We start from the raw sequence: 16,646 nt of genomic DNA on the forward strand, positions 1-16,646 counted from the left end.
GACTGGTTCAACGAAAACGTTTTGGCACGCGCCGCGCGCGGCCTCGGTGTGGCACTCTGGAAGGTGGGTGACCAGGCTGTGATCGACGGTGCGGTTGTGAATGGTTCCTGGCGCATAGTGGGCTGGATTTCCGGTGCGGTTCGCAAGGTTCAGACCGGTTACCTGTACGACTATGCGCTGACCATGGTCTTGGGTATCTTTGTTCTGATGACGTATTTCGTCTGGCTCAAATAGGAGAAATAAAAAAATGGGTTTGCTGAGCCTGGCTATTTGGACACCGATTGCCTTCGGTGTGGTGTTGCTGGCACTTGGTCGTGACGATCAAGCGCGAGCAGTTCGTTGGATTGCGTTGATCGGAGCGGTGGTGAGTCTGCTGGTGACCTTGCCGCTTTACACACGGTTCGATTTGTCAACTGCTGCCATGCAGTTTGTTGAAAAGGCGCCCTGGATCGAGCGTTTCAATATCAATTACCACCTCGGTATTGATGGCATCTCGGTCTGGTTCATTCTGCTGACGGCCTTTATCAACGTGATCGTGGTGATCGCCGGCTGGGAAGTCATTACCAAGCGGGTCAACCAGTACATGGGCGCGTTCCTGATTTTGAGCGGACTCATGATCGGTGTCTTTTGTGCCATTGACGGCATGCTGTTTTATGTCTTCTTCGAGGCCACACTGATACCGATGTACCTGATCATCGGCATCTGGGGTGGGCCCAACAAGATTTACGCGGCGTTCAAGTTCTTCTTGTACACGCTGCTCGGCTCTTTGTTGATGCTGATTGCCCTGATTTACTTGTACAACACGGCGGGCGGGAGCTTTGACTTGCTGACCTGGCACAAACTGCCGCTGGGTCAGACAGCGCAGACCTTGTTGTTCTTTGCTTTCCTGGCAGCTTTTGCAGTCAAGGTGCCCATGTGGCCGGTGCACACCTGGTTGCCCGATGTGCACGTGGAGGCGCCCACAGGCGGGTCCGCTGTGCTGGCCGCCATCATGCTGAAACTCGGCGCCTATGGTTTTCTGCGCTTTTCCATGCCTATCGCGCCCGATGCGGCCCATGAGTGGTCGGGCCTGATGATCGGCCTGTCGCTGGCGGCCGTCATTTATGTCGGCTTGGTGACCATGGTGCAGAAGGACATGAAAAAACTGGTGGCTTATTCGTCAGTGGCGCACATGGGTTTTGTCACCTTGGGCTTTTTCCTGTTCAATGACCTCGGTGTGGCCGGTGGCATTGTGCAAATGATTTCCCACGGTTTTGTCTCGGCCGCCATGTTCCTGGCCATTGGCGTTTTGTACGACCGGGTGCATTCCCGTGAGATTTCAGCCTATGGCGGTGTGGTCAACACCATGCCCAAATTCACGGCTTTTGCCTTGCTGTTTGTCATGGCCAACGCCGGCTTGCCGGGAACAGCCGGTTTTGTCGGTGAGTGGATGGTGATTCTGGGCTCAGTCAAGGTCAACTTCTGGATCGGCATGGCCGCGGCCAGTGCGCTGATCTTCGGTGCCGCCTATTCGCTCTGGATGTTCAAGCGGGTGTACCTGGGTCCGGTGGCCAATGACCATGTCAAGCACCTGAAAGACATCAATGCGCGTGAGTTTCTGTTCCTGTCATTGCTGGCCATTGCCATCCTGTACATGGGGGTGTATCCCAAGCCGTTTACCGATGTGATGGATGTGTCAGTGGCCGAACTGCTGAAGCATGTCGCCATGACGAAATTGAACTGATCAGTCTGTACTGACAACTTTGAGATAAGAGATACCTATGATTGACAAAATCAGTTTGATCGCGGTTTATCCAGAAATAGGCCTGCTGGTCATGGCCTGCGTGATTCTGCTGTTTGACCTGAGTGTCAAAAGCCGCACGCGCACCGCCACCTATGTGGCGACCATGCTGACGCTGGCGGTTGTGGCCGCCCTGCAAGCCAATTACGCCTTGTCCAATGAGACCATTTATGGCTTTGGCAACATGATCGTCAGTGACGTCATGGGCAACTGGCTCAAGTGCTTTGCAACGCTTGCGGTCATGGTGACGCTGGTTTACGGCCGCCACTATGCGGCCGAGCGCGACATGCTGCGCGGTGGCGAACTCTTCAGTCTGGGCTTGTTTTCCCTGCTGGGTATGTTTGTCATGATCTCCGGCAACAACTTTCTGGTGCTCTACATGGGCATTGAACTGTTGACCCTGTCCAGCTATGCCTTGGTGGCGCTGCGCCGCGATCACCTGCAGTCGGTCGAGGCGGGCATGAAGTATTTTGTGCTCGGTGCGATGGCATCCGGTTTCCTGCTGTACGGCATGTCCATGTTGTATGGCGCAACCGGCACGCTGAATTTGCAAGAGGCGATGGCCGCCATTCAGTCGGGTCAAGTCAACCAACAGGTGCTGGTCTTCGGGTTGGTCTTTGTGGTGGCCGGACTGGCGTTCAAGTTGGGCGTGGTGCCGTTTCACATGTGGATCCCCGACGTTTACCAGGGCGCTCCCACGGCCATCACACTCATGATTGGTGGCGCTCCCAAGTTGGCCGCCTTTGCCGTGATGATTCGCTTGCTGGCCGAGGGCTTGATGCCGCTCTCGGTTGACTGGCAACAGATGCTGATGTTGCTGGCCATCGGTTCGCTGGCCGTTGGTAATCTGGCCGCCATTGCGCAGACCAACATCAAGCGCATGCTGGCCTTTTCGACCATTTCCCACATGGGTTTTGTGTTGATCGGGATGATGTCTGGTGCCGTCAGCGGGCATCCGGAAGCGGCAGCCAACGCTTACGGCTCGTCCATGTTTTACGTCGTGTCTTACGTGCTGACCACCCTGGTCAGCTTCGGCATCATTTTGTTGTTGTCGCGCAATGGTTTCGAGAGCGAAGAGATTTCCGACTTTGCCGGCCTTAACCAGCGCAGCCCGTTCTATGCTGCGCTCATGGCGGTGTGCCTGTTCTCTCTGGCTGGCATTCCGCCCATGATTGGCTTCTATGCCAAGCTGGCGGTGTTGCAGGCTTTGCTGGCTTCAGGTGGCACCCTGCCGCTGGTGCTGGCCGTATTTGCCGTCATGATGTCGCTGGTTGGCGCCTTCTATTACCTGCGGGTCGTCAAGGTCATGTACTTTGACGCCCCCACCGGCACCGCCGGGGAAATTTCTTCGCCGTTTGAAGTGCGTGCCGTGCTGTCGCTCAATGGTGCCCTGCTACTGGTGCTGGGCATCGTGCCTGGCGGTCTGATGGCCTTGTGTGCCAATGCCGTGTTGCAGATGCTGTCGACTTGACACATCGTTTTCAACCCAAGCTGATCGCCTGTGGAAAAGCCTGAGTTGGATCATCTGGTTGAACACGGCTTAAGCAGCACCGAACTCTTCAAAGGAAAGCTCCTTCACGCGTTTCGCGATGAAGTGCGCCTGACCACTGGTGCCGTCGCCACGCGCGAGTATGTGGTCCACCCGGGTGCTGTCATGATTGTCCCCCTGCTTGAAGGCACGAGCGGTTCCTTGCAGGTGGTGCTTGAGCGCCAGTTTCGCTATCCTTTGGGTCGGGTCATGATTGAGTTTCCAGCGGGCAAGCTCGATCCGGGCGAAGACTGTTTCGCCTGTGCGCAGCGGGAACTGCTCGAGGAAACAGGCTACACCGCAACCGAGTGGGCGCATGCGGGGGTGTTGCATCCACTTATTGCCTATTCCACAGAGTTCATCGACATCTGGTTCGCCCGTGGCTTGCAGGCCGGTCAGCGACAACTTGATGATGGTGAATTCCTCGAGGTGCTGGCGGCATCCCCTGCTGAACTGCTCGATTGGTGCCGCCAGGGCCTGGTCACCGACGGCAAAACACTCACAGCGGCACTCTGGCTGCAAAACACGCTGTCGGGAGCTTGGTCACTTGATTGGAAGACCGTCCGATAGCGCCTTTATGTGAATTTCGCATAAAGAGATGAGTCGGGCTGAAGATGCACGCCACAGCCCCGGTGGGCTTTCTAAAATCCTGGGTATTAAAAGTACCATTTGGAGACCTGCATGACCCATGCCACCCTTGCCGACCTGCGTACCTACACCCTGGAAAACGCTGGCGCCGCCGCGCCCGCGTTGGCAGACTTTGTGCCAGCCTATTTCGACAACACCGACCCCGACGAATTGCAGCAACGCGGCCCGGCCACGTTGCTGGCCCTGGCCTCAGCGCACTGGCGCTTGCTGGACTTGGCATCAGATGACCCGGATGGACGCATCCGTGTTTTCAACCCCACGCTGGCCGAGGATGGTTTTGTCAGTGAGCAGACCGTGATCCAGATCGTTCATGATGACATGCCGTTCCTGGTGGATTCGGTGACGATGGCCATCAACCGCAGCGGCCGCATGGTGCACTGGATTGTTCACCCCCTGCTTGCGGTTGAACGCGATGCAAACGCCAACGTCAAGAGTGCCCGGCTCGCCACGCTGGACGCACAACACGATCATCAAATTTCGTCGCTGATCCTTGTCGAGTGCGACCGTATTTTGCTGACTGAAGACCGGGCGCAACTTGCTGCCGAACTGGCGCTGGTCTTGTTCGATGTGCGCGCTGCCGTGAGCGATTGGGCGCCCATGCTCCGGCACGTGCAAGCGGTACGTGAAGCCTCAGCCCTGTCGCCTTTGTCCGCCAAGGGTCAGCAGGAAGGCGTCGAGTTTTTGCTTTGGCTGGAGGCTCAGCACTTTACGTTTCTGGGTGCGCGTGACTACGAGTTGGTGCGTGACGAAGACGGTATCAATCTGGTGGCCATTCCTGACTCAGGTCTGGGTATCTTGCGAGGTGAGCCCAAAACGCCGGTGAGTCGCTTGCCTGTTGATGCGTTTGATTTTCTGGACTCTGACCAGTTGGTGCTGGTCACCAAGGCTATGACACGGGCCACGGTGCATCGTCCGGCATGGCTGGACTGTCTGACCGTCAAGCGATTTGACGCTGCTGGAAAAGTGATTGGTGAAGCACGCTTTCTGGGGCTGTACACCTCAAAGGCCTACGCCGCGTTGGTGGGGGACATTCCCCAAATTCGCCGCCGGGCAGCAGATGTCATGGCGGCTGTGGAGGTACTGCCTGAGAGCCATGCGGCCAAGTCCTTGCAAACGATTCTTGACGATTACCCGCGCGACGAATTGTTTCAGGTCGACACGGCCACGCTGATCGACCATGCGGTGGGTATCCTGCGACTGCAGGAGCGCCAACGGGTGCGTGTTTTCTTGCGTCGCGACCCCTTTGGCCGCTTCACCTCGGCCCAGGTGTTTGTGCCGCGTGATCGGTACAACACTGAACTGCGCTCCAAAATTGGCGACGAACTGAGTCGGGCATTGGACGGCCAGTCGATTGAGTTCACGCCGACGCTGACCAATAGCCCGCTGGCCCGCATTCACTATCTCGTTCGAGCCCGCCAGCAGGCGCCCCAAAACGTTGATGCCTCAGCGCTTGAGCTTCGTATCACCCAACTCTGCCAGCGCTGGGAAGACCATTGCAAGGTGGCCTTGCTGCACATCCATGGCGAGAGCCAGGGTCTGGCTTTGGCCAGTCGTTTTGCCGACAGTTTCCCGACGGTTTACCAGAAGCACTTTTCTGGCCGCATGGCTGCCGATGATGTGCAGGTGCTCGCTGGCCTGTCCACCGAGCTGCCGATGGCGGTGCGACTTTATCGCACGTTCGACAGCAGCCCGGGCATGGTGCGTTTCAAGATATTCAGCTTGGGCAAAGTCGCCTTGTCTGATTCGCTGCCCGTGCTTGAACGCATGGGTGCGCGCGTGCTTGATGAGCAACCCTACCAGTTGCGGCCGGTCTTGTCAGACGCCGGTGCATCGGATTACTGGATTCACGATCTGGGTCTGCAACTACCGTCAACGGCAGATCTTGCCGTAATCCGCGAGCGCTTTGAGGCTCTTTTTGTGCGGGTATGGTGCAAAGTGCTCGATAGCGACGACCTCAACAAGCTGGTGCTGGCCACCACGCTCGATGCGCGTGCCATTGCGGTTTTGCGCGCTTACACCCGCTACTTCAAGCAGCTGGATTTCCCGTACAGCCAGAGCTACCTGGAGGCCACGCTGTACAAAAACGCCGCCCTGGCGCAAACCCTGTACCAGCTCTTCGACGCACGCTTCGACCCCGCGCAAGAGTCCGATCGGGCAACGCTGCAAGCCAGCATCAACGGGGACATCGAAGCGCAACTCAGCGCGGTGGCCAGCCTGGACGAAGACCGCATCCTGCGCCAGTACCACCGGACCATCTTGGCCACGCTGCGCACCAACGTGTGGCAGACGACTGCCACGCGGGCGCACAAGCCCTACATGAGTTTCAAGTTCCAGTCGCATGATGTGCCGGGCATGCCCGAGCCCAAACCGATGTTCGAAATCTGGGTCTACTCGCCGCGCAGCGAAGCCATTCATCTGCGCATGAACAAGGTGGCGCGCGGCGGCCTGCGCTGGTCGGACCGTCCGGAAGATTTTCGCACCGAGATTCTGGGGCTGGTGAAGGCCCAGCAGGTCAAAAACACGGTGATCGTGCCGGTCGGCTCCAAGGGCGGCTTCGTCCTGAAAAGCCCGCCGCCGGCAAGCGAACGCGAGGCATTCCGGGCCGAGGGCATCGCCTGCTACAGGCAGATGTTGTCGGGCATGCTCGATCTGACCGACAACCTGGTCAAGGGTCAGGTGATGCCGCCCAACAACGTGGTGCGCCATGACGCGGATGACACTTACCTGGTGGTGGCCGCCGACAAGGGCACAGCCAGTTTTTCCGACATCGCCAACAGCGTGTCGGCAGACTATGGCTTCTGGCTCGGCGATGCGTTTGCCTCGGGCGGATCGGTCGGCTATGACCATAAAGAGATGGGCATCACCGCGCGCGGCGCCTGGGAGTCGGCCAAGCGCCATTTCAGGGCCCTGTCGCACGATATCCAGACCACGCCCTTCACCGTGGTCGGCATTGGCGACATGTCGGGCGACGTGTTCGGCAACGGCATGCTGCTGTCCACCCAAATCAGACTGGTGGCAGCCTTTGACCACCGGCATATCTTCATCGATCCCGCGCCGGACGTGGCGCGCAGCTTTGCAGAGCGCCAGCGCCTGTTCCATCTGCCGCGCTCCAGCTGGGACGACTATGACCGCGGCGTGATGTCCGAAGGCGGCGGCATTTACCCGCGCACGGCCAAGACGATCCATTTGTCGGCAGCGGCCCAGACAGCATTGGGCATCGAGGCCGCAGACCTGGCGCCCAACGACCTGATCCATGCACTGCTGCAGGCCCCGGTCGACATGCTCTACAACGGCGGCATTGGCACCTATGTCAAGTCGTCCCACGAGAGTCATACCCAGGTGGGTGACAAGGGCAGCGACGCGTTCCGGGTCAATGGCAATCAATTGCGCTGCAAAGTGCTGGTCGAAGGCGGTAACCTGGGCTGCACCCAGTTGGGGCGCATTGAATTTGCCCACGCCGGTGGCCTGATCTACACCGACGCCATCGACAACTCGGCCGGTGTCGATTGCTCCGACCACGAGGTCAATATCAAGATTTTGCTCGACCGTGTCGTCGAGGCAGGCGACCTGACACTCAAGCAGCGCAATGACCTGCTGGCCTCCATGACCGACGAAGTCGCCCACCTGGTGCTGGCCGACAACTATTACCAGTCTCAGGCGCTTGATGTGGCCTGCCATCGGCCCCTGTATCTGCTGGCTGGCCAGCAGCGCCTGATCCAGTGGCTGGAAGGGGCAGGGCGCCTGAACCGGGCCATTGAGTTTTTGCCTGCCGACGAAGAATTTGTGCGCCGGCGCTCGCTCAATCAGGGCTTGACGGCCCCTGAGGGCGCGGTGCTGCTGGCCTATGCCAAGATGTCGGTGTTTGACGACTTGCTGGCCAGCAATCTGCCCGATGACCCGTATTTCAACCGAGTCCTCAAGGCCTATTTCCCCAAGGCCTTGACCGAAAAATTTTCGACGGCCATTGACCAGCACCCGCTCAAGCGCGAGATCATCGCCACTTACATGGCCAACACCCTGGTCAATCGCAGCGGAGCCACGTTCGTGAACTTTCTGGCCGCTGAGGCCGCGGCCAGCACGGCGGATGTGGTGCGGGCCTATACGCTGGCGCGGGAAATCTTTGATCTTGAACCCTTGTGGGATCAGATCGACGCCCTCGACGGCGTCGTGGCCAGCAGCCTGCAGCTTGACCTGTTGAGCAAGCTCATCGCCATTGCCCAGCGCGCCTCACGCTGGATGCTGCGCGCGCGCTCCAAGTCGTCCGATTTGCCAACCCTGATCGCGCGTTACCAGCCAGGCGCCCGAGAGCTGCGTGCGAATCTTGAAAACTGGTTGCCCGCCAGCGCCTTGGCCAGTTGGGAACAGGCCACGCAAAAGCTGGAGCAGGCGGGGGTGGCCCCCGAGTTGGCGCGCAAGCTCAGTGCACTGGAATTCATTTTCCCGGCGCTCGATCTGGTGGATCTGACCGAGCAGGCCAACACCACGCTGGCGCAGGCGGCGCAAACCTACTTTGGTGTGGACAGCGTGCTGGGCCTGAGTGCCTGGCGCGTCCAGATCAACCGCCTGCCCACCGACAGTCTGTGGCAAAACCAGGCCCGGGGCAGCGCCCGCGAGGATGTGTATGCCATAGCCAACCAGATCTGCCTGAGTGTGCTGCAGAAGTTTGACGGGGTGACCGCCTGGTCTGAGACCAATGCGGCCAGCATCGAGCGTTTGTGCAAATTGCTGCAAACCATCAGCACCCAGAACGCTGACCTGGCACCGGTGTCGGTAGCACTGCGCGAGTTGCGCCACCTGGCCTGACGGAAGGTAATCGGTTGGGGTCAGAGCACATCGCTTTGCGAGTGGTCTGACCCGCAAGGTTTACTCGTTGTTGAACTGCAGGGCCGCCAGCCCGGCGTAGAGCCCGCCGGCGGCGAGCAGTTCGGCATGCGTGCCCTGTTCCACCACGCGGCCCTGGTCGAGCACCACAATCAGGTCGGCCTTGACCACGGTGGCCAACCGGTGCGCAATCACCAGCGTGGTGCGCCCGCGCATGGCCGACTCCAGCGCCGCCTGCACCATGCGTTCACTCTCGGCATCGAGCGCGCTGGTGGCTTCATCGAGCAACAACAGCGGCGGGTTTTTCAGCATGGCGCGGGCAATCGCAATGCGCTGGCGCTGGCCGCCGCTCAGGCGCACGCCACGCTCGCCCAGAAACGTGTCATAGCCCTGGGGCAGGTCGCTGATGAACTCGTCGGCAAAAGCGGCTTGCGCAGCCGCCTTGACCTCGGCGTCGCTAGCGTCGGGCTTGCCGTAACGAATGTTCTCGAGTGCGCTGCTGGAAAAGATCACCGCGTCTTGCGGCACGATGCCAATGCCGTGGCGAAGGTCGGTCAGCGCCAGGTCACGCGTTGGCACGCCATCTTTCAGCACCCGCCCGGTGGCCGGGTCGTAAAAGCGCAGCAGCAGTTGAAACACCGTGCTCTTGCCGGCGCCACTGGGGCCCACCAGGGCCACGGTCTGGCCGGGGGCGATGCCCAATGAAAAATCACTGAGCGCGGCCTGCCCGGGCCGCGACGGGTAGTGAAACGTGATGTGCTCAAACTGAACGGCGCTGCCTGCCGTGGGCAACGGGGCTGCCACCGGATGAGCCGGTGAGGCAATGGGCGACTGGCTGGCCAGCAACTCCATCAGCCGCTCGGTGGCACCAGCAGCACGCAACAGGTCGCCATAAACCTCGCCCAGAACGGCAAAGGCACTGGCCAGAATGATCACGTACAGCACGGTCTGGCCCAGATGCCCGGCACTGATGCGCCCGGCCATTACCGCCTGTGTGCCTTGGTACAGGCCCCACAGCAGCGCGGCCGACGTGGCAATGATGATGAACGCCACCAGCACCGAGCGCGCCCGGGAGCGGCGCACCGCCACCTCGAAAGCGCTGTCGGTGGCCTGGTTGAAGCGCGCCGCCTCGCGCCCCTCAGCGGTGTAACTTTGCACCACCGGAATGGCGTTGAGCACCTCGGCGGCAATGGCGCTGGCATCGGCAGCACGGTCCTGGCTGGCGCGTGACAGCTTGCGCACCCGCCGGCCAAACCAGGCCGCTGGCAACACTATCAGCACCAGCACGCCCGTCACCTGCACCATCACCATCGGGTTGGTCCAGACCAGCACGGCCAGCGCGCCGATGCCCATCACCAGATTGCGCAACCCCATGCTCAGCGATGAGCCCACCACCGTTTGCACCAGCGTGGTGTCGGCCGACAGGCGAGACAGCACCTCGCCAGTCTGGGTGGTCTCAAAAAATGCTGGGCTCTGCTGCAGCACATGGCCATAAACGGCATTGCGCACATCGGCGGTGATGCGCTCCCCGAGCCAGCTCACCATGTAAAAGCGCGCCGCAGAAAACAGCCCGAGTGCCACCGCCACGCCAAACAGCGCGACAAAGTGCTGGCGCATGGCCATCACCTGCGCGCCCCGGTCGGTCTGCACCAGGCCGCCGTCAATCAGGCTGCGCAAGGCCAGCGGAAAAGCCAGCGTGGCCATGGCGGCCAGCACCAAAAAGAGCAGCGCCAGGCCAATGCGGCCGCGGTAGGGTTTCAGGAACGGCAGCAGTCCTGAGAGCGATTTGGGGTTGCCGGTTTTGGGGGAGGGGGTGCTCATGATTTACAGCCGCAACGGGCTCGCGTAACCTGTCATCTCCAGGTAGCCACTTCCCACCAGTTTGCCGTTGCTGTCCAGCAGTGCGCTCAAGCCTTCCCAGTAGATGGCGCCGGTGGACTGGCGGCTGTCGAGCTCCTGAATGTCGATGACAGCCTTAACGGTGTAGCGCTCCACCACCGGTTCACGCGTTGCAGATAGGCCGCGCCTGACCTGCACCGACCAATCCACGGGGTAGCTGGTTCCGCTGGCCGGGCTTTTCCAAAGGCGCTGCGGCGTGAAGATGACATCGTCGGGGCCAAAAATCTCGGCGTTGCTGGCGCCCGCTGATCGTATGGAGCCACCTGCCCACAGCGCCGCGCCTGCTTTGGTGCGCAGCCTGAACGCTGTCAGCGCGCTGCCGTCCAGCAGGTTCATGCCAATCCAGTCCCAGCCCACCGCATCCGGGTGCATCAGCGACTGGCTCCACTCGTGGTCGAGCCAGGCCTGACCCTGCACCGGCAGAGTTTGCCCGCCCACATTGAGTTGACCGCTGGCCTGCAACTGCGGCAGGCTGTAGTAGTAGCTGGCTTGATGCGCCTCCGGTCCTTTGCGCGACCAGCCCTGGTCGCCTTGCAGCAGCAGCGGCTGGGTTTCACGCAGGGTCAGTTGAAACGAGAAGTCTGCGCCGCGCGCTTTTGCCAGGTAGCTTGAGCCGTCTCTGTGAAGCGACCAGTCGCCCATTTGCACGGCGGTGTCCAATTCACTGGCTGAGGCCAGGTCGATTTGTGGATTACCCGACGCGCGGGCAATGCGCTGGTCGTGCAGCAGGCGTTTGCCCGCAACATCGGTCACGGCGGCATGGGCAAAGATCAACTGTTTGGCGGCAAAGGCGGAAGTCATGCCTTGCGTGACGGGAACGCGCGAGCGAAAAAAAGTCAGTTGAAAGCCAAACTGGCGCTGCGCTGACTGGAGTTGGCCGGTGATGTACCACCACTCAATGGCATGGTCGGGGTGGCTGCCCAAGTCACGCGGGAACTGCAACGGCTGCCGGGCCTGCGCTTGCGCGGCCCAGGGCCACAGCGGCAGGCTCAGGCCGGCTGCCACGCACTGCCGGCGTTTCATGCGCTGCAGTTGAGTTGGGTCTGCAGCCGCACGCGGGCTGGCGCGCAGTCACCAAAACGCTGCGCCACCCAAGCGTCATCAAAGTAGTTGCCCAGATAGCGCTCGCCGGCATCACACAGCAGCGACAGGATCGAACCCTGCTCGCCGCGTTCATGCATTTCGCCAGCCAGTACCAGCATGCCAACCAAATTGGTGCCTGTGGATGGCCCGACCTTGCGTCCCAAAATGCCGGACAGCAGTTGCATCGCCGCCACCGAATCCACATTGGCCACGGTGATCATGCGGTCCACCAGCGTGCGGATAAAACTGGCTTCCACGCGCGGGCGGCCAATGCCTTCAATTTGCGAGCCGGGGCCGGTCACTGTGGCGTCACCGCTGCGGTGGTAGTCGCCAAACACCGAGCCTTCGGGGTCGGCCACGCAGACCTGGGTGTCCTGGCGCTGGTAGCGCACAAAGCGGCCAATGGTGGCGCTGGTGCCGCCGGTGCCGGCGCCCACCACCACCCAGCGCGGCACCGGAAAACGCTCAAACGCCATTTGCTGGAACATGCTTTGGGCAATGTTGTTGTTGCCGCGCCAGTCGGTGGCGCGCTCGGCATAGGTGAACTGGTCCATGTAATGGCCGCCGGTTTGCGCGGCCAGGGCACGGGCCTCGTCATACACGGCATTGGCACTGTCCACCAAATGACACTTTCCACCATAAAAAGTAATCTGGGCGATCTTTTCAGGCGAGGTGCTGCGCGGCATGACGGCAATGAACGGCAGGCCCAAAAGCCGTGCAAAGTAGGCCTCGCTCACCGCCGTGGAGCCGCTGGATGACTCCACCACGGTCGAACCCTCATGCAGCCAGCCGTTGCACAGGCTGTACAAAAACAACGAGCGGGCAAGGCGGTGTTTCAGGCTGCCGGTGGGGTGGGTGGATTCGTCCTTCAGGTACAGGTCAATGCCATGGCTGGCAAAAGCGGGCAGAGGCAGGGCGATCAGGTGCGTGTCGGCGCTGCGCTGGTAATCGGCTTCAATGAGGGCGATGGCGGTGTGGAGCCAGTTGTTCAAAATGATTGGTTTTTCGGGTTTAGCTGCGCATGAGTGTACTTTTACCGAACAGGCTTTCAATCAGGTCCACCGCCAACTCGGCGGTCTGGTTGCAATGGTCCAGCGCCGGGTTGAGTTCCACCACGTCCAGCGAAGACAGCCGCCCGGTGTCGGCAATCATTTCCATGCACAGTTGCGCCTCGCGGTAAGTGGGGCCGCCGCGCACGGTGGTGCCCACGCCGGGGGCAATGCTGGGGTCCAGAAAGTCAACGTCCAGGCTCACATGCAGGTGGGTGTTTCCATCGACCAGGGCCAGCGCCAGTTCCATGGCATGGCGCATGCCCATTTCGTCGATGTAACGCATGTCAAACACCTCGATGCCCATGTCGTGCACCAGGCGCTTTTCGCCGGCGTCGACACTGCGAATGCCGATCTGGCGAATTTCTTTGGAGCGCAGCGCCGGCACATGGCCGCCAATTTCAATCAGCGCCTGCGGCCCCTGCCCGCACAGGCAGGCCACCGGCATGCCGTGGATGTTGCCGCTGGGCGTCATGGTGGCGGTGTTGAAGTCGGCATGGGCGTCAAACCACAACACGCGCAGCTTCTTGCCGTGCTCGCGGCAGTGGCGCGCCACCGCGCTGATCGACCCAATCGCCAGGCAATGGTCGCCGCCCAGCATGATGGGCAACCGGTTGGCGGCCAGTTCGGCATAGGTGGCGTCATGCAGCAACTGGTTCCACTGCACCACCTCGGGCAGGTGCCGAAAGCCGTTGACGGCCGGCTGCCACGGGTTGGCAGGGCCATTGAGGTTGCCGCAGTCTTTCACGTCCAGGCCAAATTGCGCGATGGCCTGATGGATGCCGGCCACCCGCAGCGCTTCCGGCCCCATGCGCGAGCCCATGGTGCCGGCACCAATGTCGGTGGGCACGCCAATCAGGCTGACACCGCTGGTGCCGGATGCAGGCTGGTTGTTCATGCCGGCACAGCCAGGTTGTCGGCCAGCAGCGCCTGGATGGCGCGTTGGGTCGGCGCGTCTGCCTGCCCTGCGGCGGCATGGCTGTCGGGGTGAATCAACACAAACAGGTCTTTCGGGTTCACCAGTTCAGGGATCAAAGACACCACCTGGCCCAGGCCCAGTTCTTTGGCGGCATCGCGCATGTAACGCAGCGCCGAGTAATCCTGCAGCGCGAAGCCGACCGAATCAAACAGTGTGATCTGGTCTGCGTCACGCCGGCCGGGCGCCTGGCGCGCCAGCACTTGCCAGAGCTCGGTCACGGCAAAATCAGCGGGCAAGTGCTGCAGGTCGCCCTCGATGCGGGTTTGCGGCTCGTATTCGACAAACACCGCACTGCGATGCAGCACGTCGGCATGCAGCTCGGTTTTGCCCGGACAGTCACCGCCCACGCCATTGATATGCATGCCAGGTTCGATGTGATCAGCGATCAGGATCGCGGCATTGGTTTTGTCGGCGGTCACGGTGGTCACGATGTCGGCGCCACGCACGGCGTCAGCAATGCTGCTGCAAATTATCAGGCGCAGGCTGGTTGAGCGCAGGTTGGCGATCAGCTTTTCAGTGGCCTTGGGATCGGTGTCGAACAGGCGGATTTCCTCAATACCCAGCAGGTAGTGGAAGGCCAGCGCCTGAAATTCGCTCTGGGCGCCGTTGCCGATCAAGGCCATGGTTTTGCTGTCAGGGCGTGCCAGTTCCTGCGCCGCCACCGCCGACATGGCGGCGGTGCGCAGGGCGGTGCTGAGGGTCAGTTCGCTGAGAAATTCCGGAATGCCGGTATCCACATCGGCCAGCACGCCGAAGGCCATGACGCATGGCAGGCCGTTCACGGTGTTCTTGGGGTGGCCGTTGACGTATTTGAAAGCGTAACTCTTGGCGTCCGAAATCGGCATCAGTTCAATCACCCCGTCCTTGGAATGGTTGGCCACGCGGGCGCATTTTTCAAAGTCATTCCAGCGCAGGTAATCTTCACGGATGTAGTCTGCCATGCGTGTGAACACGGTTTTGAGGCCGATTTTGTGGATGATGGTGGCCACGTCCTGGACGCTGAGGAATTGGGTTTGGACGAGTTGAGGTAGTTTCATGATCTGATGGTTCCGTTGTATGGAAACAAGTATCTCAAGACGCCGTGACAATGTAAATCGGCAATATTAGCTAAAAATAGCCAAAAAGTTAACACTTTGATAGATAAAAATGCCGTTTAGTGACTTTGCGGGGGTTACTCGGGCCGGTCGAGCTTGGTGGACAGCATGATGGTCGAAAACGTGTCCACCACGCCCTTGATCACGCGGATCTTGTCCAGCACGGCATCGAGTTCCTGCGTCGATTCGGTGATCAGCATGGCGCACAAGTCGTAACGTCCGCTGACCGAGTACAGCTTGGTGATCTCATGGCGCCGGGCCAGCGCACGCACCACCTCGGGCTCGTTTTGCGACTCCATCGAGATCAGCACCATGGCCCGCAGGCCGCGGGACGCGCGCGGGCTGCTCACGCCCACGGTGTAGCCGGTGATGACACCGGCATCTTCAAGCGCTTTGAGCCGCAACTGCGCGGTGCTGCGCGCACAGCCCAGCGCCCGGGCGATGTTGACCATGGGCAGCCTGGCATTGACCTTGAGCAACTCGATCAACTGGTAGTCGAGCGCGTCCAGATTGGGTTTTTGAGGTGAATTGGCCATAGTGTTTTAAATGTCGGCAATATGACTGAATTTTGACATTAATTTCAGGCAGTTTGCTTGTTTTCAGCGGCGGCGTGCGTCCATAAACTTTAACAATCACCCGAGGAGACCTCCCATGCTGCAAACCGTTGAATTCGCCACCCCCAAAATTTTCATGAGTTATGACGAACTGCAGGCCTACGACCCGGAGTCCGAGAGCTGGCAAAAGCAGTTCGCCCGGCGCTATACCCACCACGCGCAACTTAAAGGTGTGCTGAACCATGTGGAAGACGTCAATGAGACCGTCTACAACAAGTTCGCCATCGCCATCACGCCCTATATGGCCCGGCTCATGGATCGCAATGACCCCAATTGCCCGATCCGCATGCAGTACCTGCCCTCGTTTCACGAAGAAACCAAGCCCGGTTTTGCCACCATGCTGGATCAGTTGGGCGAAGAAGGCGACACCATCCCCGGCACCAGCATCGTGCACCGCTACCCGCGCCGTGTGCTGTTTTTGGTGAGCAACACCTGCGCCACGCTGTGCCGGTTCTGCACCCGCAAGCGCATGGTGTCGCAGCCCTCGGGCTCGGTGCACAAGGACGAGATCGAGGCGTCGATCGACTACATTGCCAACAACAAGAACATTGACGACGTGTTGTTGTCCGGCGGCGACCCGCTGACCTTTACCGACGAGCGTCTGGATGAAATTCTGGGCATGATCCGCAGCCGGGCGCCGCATGTGCGTTTCTTGCGCATCGGCTCGCGCATGGTGGTGCAGTTGCCCACCCGCGTCACGCCCGAGTTGTGCGCCGTGCTGGAGAAGCATCGGGTGCAGATGGTCAACATCCACATCAACCACCCCAAGGAAATCACGCCGCTGCTGCGCAAGCGCGTCAAGCTGCTGCAAAAGGCCGGCATCATGATGGGCCTGCAGACTGTGTGCCTGAAAGGTGTGAATGACAGCGTCGAGGTGATGCGCGAACTGTTCATGCAAACCATCGAGATGGGGGTGCGCCCCTACTACGTGTACTCGACCGACATGGTCGAAGGCGCCCACCATTTCATCGTGCCGCACCGCCGCATGCTTGAACTCTACGAAGGCCTGCGCGGCTGGATCAGCGGCCCGGCCGTGCCGACCTTCATCGTTGACGGCCTGGGCGGCCTGGGTAAGCTGCCGATCATTCCGAGCTATGTGCGCGAAGAAGCGCTGCCCGATGGCAGTGGCACCACCGTGAAGTGTCGCAACT

11 protein-coding genes and 1 pseudogene are annotated in these 16,646 nt (G+C 60.5%); 6 read left to right on the plus strand and 6 right to left on the minus strand.

Annotated features, from left to right (window positions below; all coding sequences use genetic code 11):
* The 5 genes and pseudogenes from GPS82_RS08950 to GPS82_RS08970 form a co-directional block, all read left to right on the plus strand.
* Nucleotides 1-234 (plus strand): annotated as a pseudogene (locus tag GPS82_RS08950) (NADH-quinone oxidoreductase subunit L); the annotation flags it as partial.
* 13 nt (nucleotides 235-247) lie between these two features.
* The gene (locus GPS82_RS08955; protein ID WP_296493531.1) at nucleotides 248-1,723 is read left to right on the plus strand and encodes an NADH-quinone oxidoreductase subunit M; all 1,476 of its coding nucleotides are present in this window, start codon (nucleotides 248-250) and stop codon (nucleotides 1,721-1,723) included.
* Between the two features lie 37 nt (nucleotides 1,724-1,760).
* Entirely contained in the window at nucleotides 1,761-3,251 is a 1,491-nt protein-coding gene (nuoN, locus tag GPS82_RS08960) for an NADH-quinone oxidoreductase subunit NuoN (RefSeq protein WP_296493534.1), read from the plus strand.
* Between the two features lie 30 nt (nucleotides 3,252-3,281).
* On the plus strand, nucleotides 3,282-3,878 hold the full coding sequence (locus GPS82_RS08965; protein ID WP_296493537.1) for an NUDIX hydrolase: 597 nt from the start codon (nucleotides 3,282-3,284) through the stop codon (nucleotides 3,876-3,878).
* A gap of 111 nt (nucleotides 3,879-3,989) precedes the next feature.
* Nucleotides 3,990-8,759, plus strand: coding sequence for an NAD-glutamate dehydrogenase (locus GPS82_RS08970; RefSeq protein ID WP_296493540.1), 4,770 nt, complete (start codon nucleotides 3,990-3,992; stop codon nucleotides 8,757-8,759).
* Nucleotides 8,760-8,819: 60 nt separating this feature from the next.
* Here the strand turns inward: GPS82_RS08970 and GPS82_RS08975 are convergent, their stop codons facing one another.
* The 6 genes from GPS82_RS08975 to GPS82_RS09000 form a co-directional block, all read right to left on the minus strand.
* A complete protein-coding gene (locus GPS82_RS08975) occupies nucleotides 8,820-10,598 on the minus strand; it encodes an ABC transporter transmembrane domain-containing protein (RefSeq protein ID WP_296493542.1) in 1,779 nt (592 codons plus the stop codon).
* Nucleotides 10,599-10,601: 3 nt separating this feature from the next.
* Nucleotides 10,602-11,699 carry a carotenoid 1,2-hydratase gene (locus GPS82_RS08980; protein ID WP_296493545.1) on the minus strand — a complete coding sequence of 366 codons (1,098 nt, stop codon included), beginning with the start codon at nucleotides 11,697-11,699 and terminating at the stop codon, nucleotides 10,602-10,604.
* Nucleotides 11,696-12,751, minus strand: coding sequence for a PLP-dependent cysteine synthase family protein (locus tag GPS82_RS08985; RefSeq protein WP_296493547.1), 1,056 nt, complete (start codon nucleotides 12,749-12,751; stop codon nucleotides 11,696-11,698). Before GPS82_RS08985 ends, GPS82_RS08980 begins: the two co-directional genes overlap by 4 nt.
* Nucleotides 12,752-12,770: 19 nt before the next feature.
* On the minus strand, nucleotides 12,771-13,706 hold the full coding sequence (gene rocF / locus GPS82_RS08990; RefSeq protein WP_296493550.1) for an arginase: 936 nt from the start codon (nucleotides 13,704-13,706) through the stop codon (nucleotides 12,771-12,773).
* Nucleotides 13,703-14,824 carry an ornithine cyclodeaminase gene (locus GPS82_RS08995; protein ID WP_296493553.1) on the minus strand — a complete coding sequence of 374 codons (1,122 nt, stop codon included), beginning with the start codon at nucleotides 14,822-14,824 and terminating at the stop codon, nucleotides 13,703-13,705. The genes rocF and GPS82_RS08995 overlap by 4 nt, the downstream gene beginning before the upstream one ends.
* 134 nt (nucleotides 14,825-14,958) lie before the next feature.
* On the minus strand, nucleotides 14,959-15,417 hold the full coding sequence (locus GPS82_RS09000) for an Lrp/AsnC family transcriptional regulator (RefSeq protein ID WP_296493558.1): 459 nt from the start codon (nucleotides 15,415-15,417) through the stop codon (nucleotides 14,959-14,961).
* Between the two features lie 115 nt (nucleotides 15,418-15,532).
* On the opposite strand from GPS82_RS09000, the gene GPS82_RS09005 reads away from it, so the two are divergent.
* Nucleotides 15,533-16,646 (plus strand): KamA family radical SAM protein (locus GPS82_RS09005; protein WP_296493560.1); only part of this gene is annotated, 1,114 nt, incomplete at its 3' end.

Origin of the sequence: Rhodoferax sp. (assembly GCF_011391645.1) — a bacterium.
Taxonomy (GTDB): Bacteria; Pseudomonadota; Gammaproteobacteria; order Burkholderiales; family Burkholderiaceae_C; genus Rhodoferax.

What these genes read in the sequence shown, in the direction of transcription:
- GPS82_RS08955 (WP_296493531.1), top strand. Translation starts at nt 248, where the DNA reads ATGGGTTTGCTGAGCCTGGCTATTTGGACACCGATTGCCTTCGGTGTG.
- nuoN (WP_296493534.1), top strand. Translation starts at nt 1,761, where the DNA reads ATGATTGACAAAATCAGTTTGATCGCGGTTTATCCAGAAATAGGCCTG.
- GPS82_RS08970 (WP_296493540.1), top strand. Translation starts at nt 3,990, where the DNA reads ATGACCCATGCCACCCTTGCCGACCTGCGTACCTACACCCTGGAAAAC.
- GPS82_RS08975 (WP_296493542.1), bottom strand. Translation starts at nt 10,598, where the DNA reads ATGAGCACCCCCTCCCCCAAAACCGGCAACCCCAAATCGCTCTCAGGA.
- GPS82_RS08980 (WP_296493545.1), bottom strand. Translation starts at nt 11,699, where the DNA reads ATGAAACGCCGGCAGTGCGTGGCAGCCGGCCTGAGCCTGCCGCTGTGG.
- rocF (WP_296493550.1), bottom strand. Translation starts at nt 13,706, where the DNA reads ATGAACAACCAGCCTGCATCCGGCACCAGCGGTGTCAGCCTGATTGGC.
- GPS82_RS08995 (WP_296493553.1), bottom strand. Translation starts at nt 14,824, where the DNA reads ATGAAACTACCTCAACTCGTCCAAACCCAATTCCTCAGCGTCCAGGAC.
- GPS82_RS09000 (WP_296493558.1), bottom strand. Translation starts at nt 15,417, where the DNA reads ATGGCCAATTCACCTCAAAAACCCAATCTGGACGCGCTCGACTACCAG.